At 45.4% G+C, this 10,840-nt stretch carries 9 protein-coding genes; 1 reads left to right on the top strand and 8 read right to left on the bottom strand.

Features of this window, described 5'->3' with window-relative positions; genetic code table 11:
- Window positions 1-596 precede the first annotated feature (596 nt).
- From JWG39_RS07500 to JWG39_RS07465, 8 genes are all read right to left on the bottom strand, one after another.
- On the bottom strand, window positions 597-803 hold the full coding sequence (locus tag JWG39_RS07500) for a hypothetical protein (RefSeq protein ID WP_205218765.1): 207 nt from the start codon (window positions 801-803) through the stop codon (window positions 597-599).
- A 301-nt stretch (window positions 804-1,104) separates the two neighbouring features.
- Window positions 1,105-3,582: a ferrous iron transport protein B gene (gene feoB / locus JWG39_RS07495; protein ID WP_205218764.1), complete on the bottom strand. Its 2,478-nt coding sequence runs from the start codon at window positions 3,580-3,582 to the stop codon at window positions 1,105-1,107.
- A 466-nt stretch (window positions 3,583-4,048) separates the two neighbouring features.
- On the bottom strand, window positions 4,049-4,234 hold the full coding sequence (locus JWG39_RS07490; RefSeq protein WP_205218763.1) for a hypothetical protein: 186 nt from the start codon (window positions 4,232-4,234) through the stop codon (window positions 4,049-4,051).
- Window positions 4,210-4,914, bottom strand: coding sequence for a DUF1722 domain-containing protein (locus JWG39_RS07485; RefSeq protein ID WP_205218762.1), 705 nt, complete (start codon window positions 4,912-4,914; stop codon window positions 4,210-4,212). Before JWG39_RS07485 ends, JWG39_RS07490 begins: the two co-directional genes overlap by 25 nt.
- A gap of 14 nt (window positions 4,915-4,928) precedes the next feature.
- On the bottom strand, window positions 4,929-5,798 hold the full coding sequence (locus tag JWG39_RS07480; RefSeq protein WP_205218761.1) for a TIGR01777 family oxidoreductase: 870 nt from the start codon (window positions 5,796-5,798) through the stop codon (window positions 4,929-4,931).
- Window positions 5,799-5,975: 177 nt separating this feature from the next.
- Window positions 5,976-7,304, bottom strand: coding sequence for a KamA family radical SAM protein (locus JWG39_RS07475; protein ID WP_205218760.1), 1,329 nt, complete (start codon window positions 7,302-7,304; stop codon window positions 5,976-5,978).
- A 390-nt stretch (window positions 7,305-7,694) separates the two neighbouring features.
- Complete coding sequence (locus JWG39_RS07470; protein ID WP_205218759.1) at window positions 7,695-7,931, bottom strand: hypothetical protein; 237 nt, start codon at window positions 7,929-7,931, stop codon at window positions 7,695-7,697.
- 1,160 nt (window positions 7,932-9,091) lie between these two features.
- On the bottom strand, window positions 9,092-9,637 hold the full coding sequence (locus JWG39_RS07465; RefSeq protein ID WP_205218758.1) for a DUF202 domain-containing protein: 546 nt from the start codon (window positions 9,635-9,637) through the stop codon (window positions 9,092-9,094).
- Between the two features lie 140 nt (window positions 9,638-9,777).
- Here JWG39_RS07465 and JWG39_RS07460 point away from each other — a divergent pair, with 140 nt between their 5' ends.
- Window positions 9,778-10,677, top strand: a complete 900-nt coding sequence (locus tag JWG39_RS07460; protein WP_205218757.1) for a radical SAM protein — start codon at window positions 9,778-9,780, stop codon at window positions 10,675-10,677.
- The last annotated feature ends 163 nt before the right edge of the window (window positions 10,678-10,840 follow it).

Raw genomic sequence — 10,840 nt, 5'->3', positions numbered from 1 at the left:
CGTAATGAAGCAAGACAGCAGGCAGCAGAACAGGCAGCAGCTATGCAAATACACAAACGAAAATGCAGTCCACGACCACGAAAACGGTTAAAAAAGAAACATGCAATTTTCTAACCGGACACCACTGAATTCTACCGTCATTACCACGTGGTGACAACGTGGCGTGTATTATTTCATGGGTTATCGGTGTTCCCGGATTCGGTTACGGTTGCACCGTTACCGTTACCGTTACCTTTATCGTCACCGTGTAGACAAGGCATGCCTTGTCTCTACAACAGCATTGCTGGAATCACTGCTGTGCTGATTTTTCACCGATGGTGATGTATTTCTACCGAAGGGGAATATGATCCCTGCGATGCTTATGTCTCAGCAATCGCCAGACGAAAATTTGCTGAGAAGGGCACAAGACAAAGCCCTGAAGCAGTGCAGACTGTACGAAAGCGAAGTCTATACCGGGAAGATAATAAAAAAAGCCGCCTTCTTTCGGAAGGTGGCTTTTTTTATTATGTGGGATGTCTGATGTGTCAGCGGGAAAAATTACCCGCTGAGGTTGCAGGAGAAGAGCTCCATACACTCTTGCCCTTCATTTTTGCCCTTCATTTCTTTTCATTTTTTGTTCTTGGCGAGGCCATGGGAAAGGGCGTTTTCAGTTTCTTGCCGGTAGTTGCCGACGTCCGGATATCTTTTTGTTTTCCCCTGTTACCACAGCCACCTTTGCCGGAAAATGTCCTGTAAAGACGGATAAGCATATAGATCGCGGCGATTGCAACGATAATCCAGACTAGAATCGAATATACTGTCATCTTTTTCTCCTCGGGTGTGCCATCCTTCAGCCATCCTGGCGGGAGGATGCCGTATCCCCTGATTATGGGTCCCTTGAATAATCGCCCATCTTCTTCGTTACAGTCAAAAATTTATCCTCGGAGGTAAGCGCCAGACTCCGATATCAACTACACTGATGATGAACGGTAAGTCGGTATAAGAACCTTCACGAAATTTTTTTCGGAAAAACACGGAAATAATTTCTAAGGTACTAATATACCTGTGATAAATTTCCTCCTGCGCCTCGAATATGAACGAAATACAAGCTGTTTCAAGGTCCCCTTATGTGAGCAGCGTCGTTACATGAAAGGCGATGAAAGAGAAAATCCATGCCACTGCGGTAGTGTAGGCAAACTGGTATCCAAGATATTTCCAGCCGCCGCTCTCCTTCACAAAAACCATCGACGAAGCAATGCAGGGCAGATAAAGCATTACGAAGACGATAAAGGAGACCGCCACCGGAAACGGGATATTTTTGCGAATATTTTCAATGAGCCCCACAGATGTCTCATCAACGTCATCTCCCATGTTGTAGAGCACGCTCAGGGTGGAAACAACCACCTCTTTTGCCGCCAGTCCGGCTTCCAGTGCAACGGCCATTTTCCAGTCGTAGCCGAGAGGTCTGAAGAAGGGCTCGGAGAATTTGCCTATCTTGCCGAGATAAGAGTTCCCAAGATTCTCTTCAGCATGCTTGTTCCCGAGAGTCTCTTTTGCGGTATGAAGCTCAGCCAGTTTCACCTGAGCAGTTTCACTCTCCGGTTGAGCCTGGAGTTGTTCGATCTGATGATCATACCCGGCAATTTGTATATTGAACGCCTCGTCCAGGTGCAGCTGTTTCGGGTAGGAACTTGCAGCCCATACCAGAATTGAGACGGCGAGAATATATGTTCCAGCCTTTTTAAAATACATCATCGTCTGGTTCATCACCATGCTGTTCACCAGTTGAAACGACGGCATGCGATATTTTGGCATCTCCATGACAAAGGGTTCATTTCTTCCTTTGAAAACCGTTTTCTTCAGAACCAGGGCCGAGAGAAGACCGATAAAGGCTCCGCCGACATAGATCCCGAAGAGGGCGTTCCCCGCGCTTTCCTTGCTGAAAAAAGCCCCGGTGAAGAGGATGTAGGTAGGCAGTTTCGCTCCGCAGGACATGAAACTCACGGTGAAGAGAGTCAACAGCTGGTCACTGCGGTTTTTTAAGGTACGTGCTGCCATATAGGCGGGAACAGAGCAGCCGAAACCTGTAATCAGCGGGATAAAAGATTTCCCATGCAGGCCGAAGTGGTGCAGAAAACCGTCGAGCAGAAAGGCCGCCCGGCTCATGTAGCCGGTAGTCTCCAGCAGAGCGATACCAAGGAAGAGAATCATGATGTTGGGGATAAAGGAAACCACTGCTCCTACCCCGCCGATGGCTCCGTTTGAGATCATATCGGAGAGAGAATTTTCGCCAAGGACCTGAACAGTTGTATTTTGCAGCCAGGTGACGCCACTCTCTATCCATTCCATGGGAATCTGCCCGATGACAAAGGTCGCCTGGAAAAGTCCCCACATCAAAACCAGAAAAATGGGAAGTCCGATGTATTTGTTGAGGAAAAGGATGTCCAGCGTTGCCGACAGGGAACGGCGCTCCTCCTTTTTAGAGATGGATACTTCGGTGATTGCTCCTTTGCAGAAAGAAAATTTTTCATCGTTGAAAATATCCTCAATATCCCGGGAGTTGTATTTCAGATAGATTTTCTCCCAGGAGGCATCAAGAATTGGCTGAACCTGCGCCCACACCGGTTTGTCATGCAGAGTCTCATAGATCTGCTTATCGCCTGCAAGTATTTTAATGGCACTTGCCCGGTATGAATTGTGTTTGTCAAGATCTGGAGAATTTGCTTTGGAGAGAAAGTTTGTAATCTTTTCGATTTCCCTCTCCACCAGATCGGAAAAAATCACCTTCGACGGTTTCAAATCCTCTGCAAAAACTCTGATAACAGTTTCCACCAGTGTCTCAAGACCGGTACGCTTTACGGCACTGGTTTTCACGCATGGGATGCCGAGCAGGCCGGAAAGCAGCTCCTCGTCAATGACAATTTGTTCCTTCTCCGCCTCATCGCTCATATTAAGAGCGAGAAGCATTTTTCGGTCGAGAGAGAGGAGTTCATACGTGAGATAGAGATTACGTTCAAGATTGGTGGAGTCGGCAACATTGAGAATGATGTCGTACTTCTGTGCCCTGTCAAGGAACTCCTTGGTCACTCTCTCCTCAGGAGTGTAGTCGTTCAGGGAATAAGAACCAGGCAGATCAGTGATTTCAAGGGTGTAGTTGCGGTAGTTGAAGGTCACCATCTTCTTTTCAACCGTTACTCCGGCGAAGTTGCCAACCCGCAGCCGCGCATCGGAGATTGAGTTGATCAAACTGCTCTTTCCGACATTGGGTTGTCCGGCAAGGGCAATTCGTATCAGCGTTCCTCCCTTGTGCTCAATGACGGGGTCTCTGTCGTCCCTTTTTTCAAGAGGGATCATTCTCTCGACTGGTGACATCTTTTCAATCAGTTCCGTATCAATGCGTTTGGCTTCTGAGATACGCAGCGCAATTTTACTTTTGTTGATGATAATATCCATCGTCTGACGGGCAAGGGTGATTTCTGTCACCTCAAGTTTTGCCCCTTTGACGACACCAAAAGAGTAGAAACGACCTCTCAGTGCAGATTCGCAGTTCACCGCAGTGATCCTTGCTTTGTCACCTGCCCTGAGGGTATTAAGTGTTGCCATGATGCCTCCAGTATTCTAGTTGAAGCCTTCCCTGCGTAGAGGTGCAGGATCTACTTCGAACATATAAATAATTTTTCATAATAACAAGTAACTTAGTAGCACCTAAGTATAGGTAAGTTATCCATTGTGGCAACCGGTTTTTTGTAAGGTCTCACCATGTAAAGTAGTCTTTTACATGGAATATCAGCTGGTTGTATATATAAGCTATTTTGATGATGAATAGCAAAGCTAAAATTGACAGCTGGAAAGACACAGCCTGTTGTACTCGTCATTTCTCAAAAATCAAGGGTACCCCCGATTCTTTACGAGTTGAACCAGTGACAACAGTGCTCAAGGCCGGTGTGAAAAGAGGTCACGGGGGAACAATAGTGAAGGGCGGGGTGAGGAGGGCCAGAGAGATGGCATTTTTTTCGTTGTATTGTGGCGTTCTGCGGGATGTAATACAGGCGGGTTATATGGCTGGAGATTATGACAGTGAAGGGTTTTGGCTGCGCTGCTCTCCTTTCGAGAGTTGAGAGAGCACCTTCTTGTCCTCCTCAACAGACCAGGCACCGACGAGACGGGTCAAGTCGTTGAAGATCATGGAGGGAACGGTGGTAACTCCCGTCTTCTCCCGCGCTGAAGGAGCTATTCTTCCAGAAATGAAGGCCATCGGGCATAGAACATTAATTCACTGAGGGCCGTGGAGTGAAGGAGATAATCGATATTATATTCCCTGGATTTTTTCTGAATTTTCTGGAGCAACTCAATGTTTGTCAGCTCTTGAGGATTCACCAGTGAATAATCGGAAATATAGCCCCACATATGGAAGACTGCATTCGTAATGCGTTCCTGAGGGGGCAGGGTACGTAGAAAAAGCACGAGCTTTTCTGATAAAGCATCGAAAGTAATTTCTTCAGCAGCCACTCTTTTACCGATTTCTTTGCAGATGGAAGGGCTTCTGGCCATAACGGAATATTTATGGGCTGCCCATAATTCCTGGATATTCCGTGGCAAAGAGATACGCCCCTGTTTTTTTCTGACATACTTTTTCTGAAGCAGTCTGTATTGCGCTGCGGGGGAATCAATAAAAATTGTCGGCCATTCAAAACTCCTCGTATCTCTGTGAAGTGGGCTGTAGTGGTTAAATTCCCGCAATTTCATCTCTTCAACGAGTAACTCATGGCGAATTACCAGCGCAGACAAATGAGAATACCAGCGAAGGGTTTCCGGGTGACGGGAATACCCGGACTTGCCCTTGCTGATAATGGAATGAATACCATGCAGTTCGCGATGTTCTCCTAAAAGACTTTGATCATTGAGGAAACCAGGGTTTATATCCCAAATCCGCATATAAATTCTACCTGCTATTTTATGCAGTCAGAAACTGCTTCATCAATAAAAGGAAAATCAAATTGAAAACCACGGTCCAGCAACCTTTTGGGAAGAGCTGTCTGCCCGGAAGTGATGACCTTTGCCCCTTCGCCATAGACGAGACGAAGGAGAAAAACGGGAACGGGTAAAATGGTTGGTCTTGAAAGAGCTTTGCCGAGAGCTTTGGTGAATTCAAGATTGGTTGTTGGATGAGGCGCTGTTAAATTATAGATACCTTCATAGGTCGAATCATTAATTGCAGCTTCAAAAATCCGAACCAAATCTTTTATATGTATCCAGGAAAGAGCCTGACTGCCATCACCAATGGTGCCTCCCAAACCAAGTTTAAAAGGCAAAAGCATCTGCCCCAGGACACCTCCTCCCTTTCCTAAAACAATACCAAAACGAAAAATAACTGTGCGGCTGCCAAATTCTTTAGCTTTTAAAGCTTCATGCTCCCAGTTGCGGGTCAGTTTTCCGAGAAAATCGTCAGCCAGGACATTATCCTCTTCAGTATGGCTTCCTGTTTCGGTATAACAACCGGCGGCAGAAACAGAAAGGAACGTAGAAGGAGGCGTATCCAACAGATTGCAGGCACGAATCAGTTTGCTTGTGAGAGTGACTCTGCTGTCGTATAAAATTTTTTTATACTTCTCACTCCACCGACCGACTACAGGAGCCCCGGCCAGGTTTACTATGACATCAACCCCCTGTATGATTTTAGCAAGTTCTTCTGCTGTGGAGGCAAATTCTTTACGGCCGAGGGGTGTTATTTCCCAGCCGTTTTTCTTAAAAATCTGACACAAGTGAGAACCGACGAAACCACTGGCCCCAGTGATTGCAATTGATTTTACTTTTTCCATGTATTTTCTCCTTATGTCTTGACATTATTCTTCAAGGTACCGGTAACACTCACAGGCATCTCTCCATAGAAGAAAGATACCAGATAATCGATTTTCTTGAAATAAAAAGGAGATGGCGAAAACATTGAAGCGAAGGGACCTAAAACGTTTTTCTAAGGGGTTTCTTGAACAGAACGGTTACTCGCAGCCTGCCTCCAATGCATCGGTATCTAACCTCTTTTCAAGTTCATCGGAGAAGAAAAACTTTTCCTCTCCAAACGCAGGCTTCAGCTCATTGTACCAGGTGGCCTTTTCATCATATTTTGCAAAAAACGGACGCGCTACCCAGTCCGGATTTCTTCCCTGAATCATTCTGAGTGCCAGAGCTTTTTCTCCTTTCACGTCCGCTACCCCCAGTATCTGAATCTTACCTGGAATACAGGACATGCTTGGTCCGCGCAGCGTTCTGCAAATCCCGCTGATCGACTGATAGGTTTCCTGAAAAATATGCCAGGCTTCAACCAGCGGAATGGAAAAATAATGTTGCGCGCCAGTATTTCTGACGATGAACATGTAGTAGGGGATGCATCCGAGCGCGATCTGCCTCCTGAGCATATTTCCCCAGACTGTTGCGGAGTCGTTGATGTGTCTGAGAATCGGAGACTGGGTCCGGATGACGGCGCCAGTCTTTAAAATCCTTTTAATCGCTTTGGTAACTGCGTCGCTCTTGAGTTCCGCCGGATGATTGAAATGCGCCATAATCGCCAGATGTTTTCCGGCGCCTTTGACCTCTTCAAACAGCCGCAGCAGATCATCCGCATCAGTATCGGTCAAAAATCGATAAGGCCAGTAAGAAAGTGATTTGGTTCCGATCCGGATGTGCCTCAAATTCGGAATGTCGGCATCCAGCAATGCCCGAATATAGGTTTCAAGATGCGTTGTTTTCATAATCAAAGGATCGCCGCCGGTGAACAACACATCGGTTACCTCTTTATGTTCTTTGACATATTTCACTAACAGTTCAACCTCTCTGGAGGCGAACTTTAAATCTTCTATCCCGACAAACTGGGGCCAGCGAAAACAGAATGTACAGTACGCATGGCATGTCTGGCCCTGGCTGGGGAAAAACAGAACCGTTTCCCGATATTTATGCTGCATGCCGTAAATTTTTTCGCCCTCGATTGAGGGAACATTGTATTCGATTTGGCCGGCTGGATGAGGGTTCAATTCCAAACGGATTTTGTTTGCGATTTCCTTTATCTGTGTTTTCCCGACATTGTTTTTAATGGCGGATGCCATTTCTGTGAAATGTTCCGGAATAAGCATTTCCTTTTGCGGAAATGTCAGCTTGAACATCGGATCATCCGGGATATTGTTCCAATCGATGAGGTTATTGACCACATAGTTATTGGTTTTAAACGGCAGCACTGAGCCGACAACCTCGATTGCCTCGATAATTTCGGGTGAAACGGATTGCAATTGGCGAATACTTTTGTAGTTGTGAAGCATGTAAGGTGTGTATTTCATGCATAACCTCCTTGCTGTAGTGTTAAATTGCTGTTGAAAACGAAAAACAGGAATCCACACGTTCCAGGCGTTATCGTTACGTTTCCGCTAATATCGAGACGCCTCAAAAATCTGAGATGGCAGAAGATACGCCTGCCATGACTGAGTGAAGGACCTGCTGCTGTTGACTGGCAATCAGAAATACCTCTGTGAGGCAGGAAGGCAGGGAAATTTTTTTTTGGATTAGACCAGTAATATATTATCATAAACGTCAAAAAATTGTGTTTTATTTTGGTCTATGACGCGATTCTGGCTATCGAAATCATCCTCCACAGCAACACAAAAACTGCTGAATTCAAGGAATAAATACAACACGTTTTCCAGTGAATATTTCAAGAGATGTCAGCACCTTTAAGGCCTTTCTCGGGACGTTCTCAATAAGCCGGGACGCATGTAATTGCAGTATGTTTCGTGTTCTTCGAGGTGAAAAGAAAATCTGCTTTCCTGCTTTTTGATTTTTCCGTCCTCCTGTCTCCTTTCTTCTGGCTCCACTTTTTCCGTCCTTCCCGGTTTAGTTTCGACTAACTCTTTGTTATTAAATGTTTTTTGTCTTTCTTCGCGTTCTTTGCGATGCAAAAAATGTTTCACCTCATTTCTCCTTCCCCATCCTCCTGTCTTCCTCCTTTCGTTCTTCCCGATTTCTTGAGAAGTTACCTTCTCGGGATCAAATTCAACAACAGAACCCCCTTGTCTCTCTCTTCTTGAGAAAGAGTTCTCTTGTTATTTTTTTTCGACCAGATTCTTCTGAGTCTGCCAGTGGTATTTCTATTTTTTTCTCTCTGCCAGTTTGCGTATAGTTTCGCAAAAAAGATATTAATGGAATGACGTTCATTGATATTGGCGTGAGCAGTAAAATTACTGCCATTGTCCCGTGTCGATATCTCCTTACACCCCCTGATTCTGTCAAAAATATTATTTTCTACTCTGATACCATTCCTATTAAGTTGTAACCCGTTTTGCATCCTGTTTATCCATTCGTGGTTACAAACGACAAAAGGAACCACGAATGGACACGAATAAACACGAATTATTACTGAAAAAACCATAAGGAACCCATAAGAGAATGCCCTTGTGGTTGCTTTGAGGTAATTGATGTTTTCCGTGTCCTTCCGTGTTTTCCGTGGTAGCAAACTACATGAGTATTGTGGCAATGTATTGTTTCTGCTTATCGATCCATCTGGAGCAGGGTCTGTTCTCATGCTCCTGGTAAACCACGGAAGACACGGAATATTAGAGTGTAAAACGCTTAACCCCGACTTTCGAATGACTCCCAAAGTTGATTAATACTCCTGGTGCACTGTACGGCTTAACTTCGGATACAAACGTTTTCGTTTAATGTGTTGTCCCTGTTCGTGAAAATTCGTGTCTATTCGTGGTTACAAATTGCAAAAGGAACCACGGATAAACACGAATTAGTACTCATTCGCAATCGCCAAAAAAGATGTTTACGCAGTTGCGTTCTCTGGTCAATACAAAATGTAAATGGTATTAGAAGGATTCAGTGCATCAGCAATCTCAGTCTGAGACCTTCCTGCTTGAAAGGCCGTGACCTGGTACCTTGTAAGAGAGAGTGGGGGGCAGCGAGTGCTGGCACCCTGTTGTGGCATGGTAACTTCGGATCAGGTTATGGTGACGTAACCATATTGGCAGCTCACTCTTTTTCGTATAATTAACACACTGAAATTACGTATAAAACCGGAGAGAACGAAAAAAAGGTAACAGGAGGACGGGGAAAGAGAAAGGTCGTCTCATTTTTTGTCTACACCCTCGAGTTCAGAGGCGAGAAAGGCTTTCATCTTGCGATCGTAAATACGCTGGAATTTCATCGTGGTTATGAAGCGAGTACTGCCGTATAGACCTGAGACTGCACCAATGACCACAATACCCGCATCGAGTGTCGTCCAGGGACCGAAGCCAAAATATCGCATCAGGCCAATTCCCAGGGCAATGAATGAAAAACCGGTTCGAATGAACGCCAGTTCAGTTCGACCCTTTGCCAGAATTGAACGATATATGGAAAAATCAGTTCGTGATTCAGCCAGTTCAGTCCGCTCCTGCGCCAGAACCGTCCGCTTCTCGGAGAGGCTGGTGCGCTCTTCCGCAAGATCAGTGTTGTGGTGATTTAATTCTGACTGGTCCCTGGTGCGTTGTGTGCGTTCTTCGGTCATCGTATTTCTTTTTTCCGCCAGATTGATGATATTCGACGTTAACTGGTTGTTTTCTTTTGTTAATTCAACGAGACGATTCGAAATATTTTGGAGTTTTTCGTTCAAACGATCTTCAGACGTGTTCATTGCACATTGATCCTGTTATATTGAGTTTGAAGGTTTCATCCTCCCAAAAAAGCAGTTGTCCGGCCAATCCTCTGGCAGATGTTGCCACCAGATAAACCCAAAAAAGACCTCAAAAAAAACATAAAACAACCGGAAAACTGATGAGAAAAATCGCATTTGGCTACTCCACCCGCTGCAACATTCGTTGCTCCCACTGCGTTGCAGCAGGAGAGACTCCTGTTGCTCGTAAAATGGAACTGGCTCGTGCCAGGGATATTATCCGCGAGATGGCCACGGCAGAGGTGAAGGGAATCAGTTTTACCGCAGGAGAGCCCTTTATCTACCTGGAGGATCTCCTGGAACTGATCAATCTCTGTTCTGAAAAAAAAATATATACCCGGGTGGTAACCAACAGCTCCTGGGCCAAAACACCCGAGCAAGCCAGAGAAAAACTGCATTTGCTCAAGCAATCTGGTCTTTGCCAGCTGCGCCTGAGCTACAGCAGGTGGCATCAGCAGCATGTGCCGAAACAGCAGGTACTCTATGCGACAGAAGCCTGTCAGGAGGCAGGAGTTGATTCCTTTATTTCTTTTATAACTGATTTTTCAGAACTGGATGATCCTTTCGAACAGTATCTGCGGGACAATAACGTCAAATTTTTTCCAGAGCCAATTATCTACGCGGGACGGGCAGAGGACTTCAGCCAGCAGCCTCTTTTCACCGATTACCAGGATAATTGCTGCCAGATGAACCCCTATCTGGCCCCGGACCTGACCATGTATGCCTGTTGTGATGCAGGCAGTCATTTCAGTTCCACCAACTTTTTCCGACTGGGCAGCCTGAACGACTGGTCAGTGGACCAGTTGTTGACCAGGAGTGAAAACAATATTCTTTATAACTGTATTCGTACCATGGGCATTACTCCCATCGCCTCGTACCTTGGAATGAAATCAAGAGATATTGTAACATATCGTAAATGCAGTTTATGTAAAAAGTTATTCAACGACCCTGAGACCTTAAGTGCCTTGCAAAAAGCTGCCGCAGGCAATCTGCTCCAATAGCAGAGATAAAACCTCCTTAATGGTGAGAGCCTATCATACCATTCCTATTAAGTTGTAACCCGTTTTGCATCCTGTTTATCCATTCGTAGTTACAAACGACAAAAGGAACCACGAATGGACACGAATAAACACGAATTATTACTGAAAAAAACATAAGAGAATG

The sequence above is a fragment of the Desulforhopalus vacuolatus genome (assembly GCF_016918505.1).
Taxonomy (GTDB): Bacteria; Desulfobacterota; Desulfobulbia; order Desulfobulbales; family Desulfocapsaceae; genus Desulforhopalus; species Desulforhopalus vacuolatus.
The sequence above is the reverse complement of the archived record's forward strand: the minus strand, read 5'-3'. Positions and strand labels throughout refer to the sequence as shown.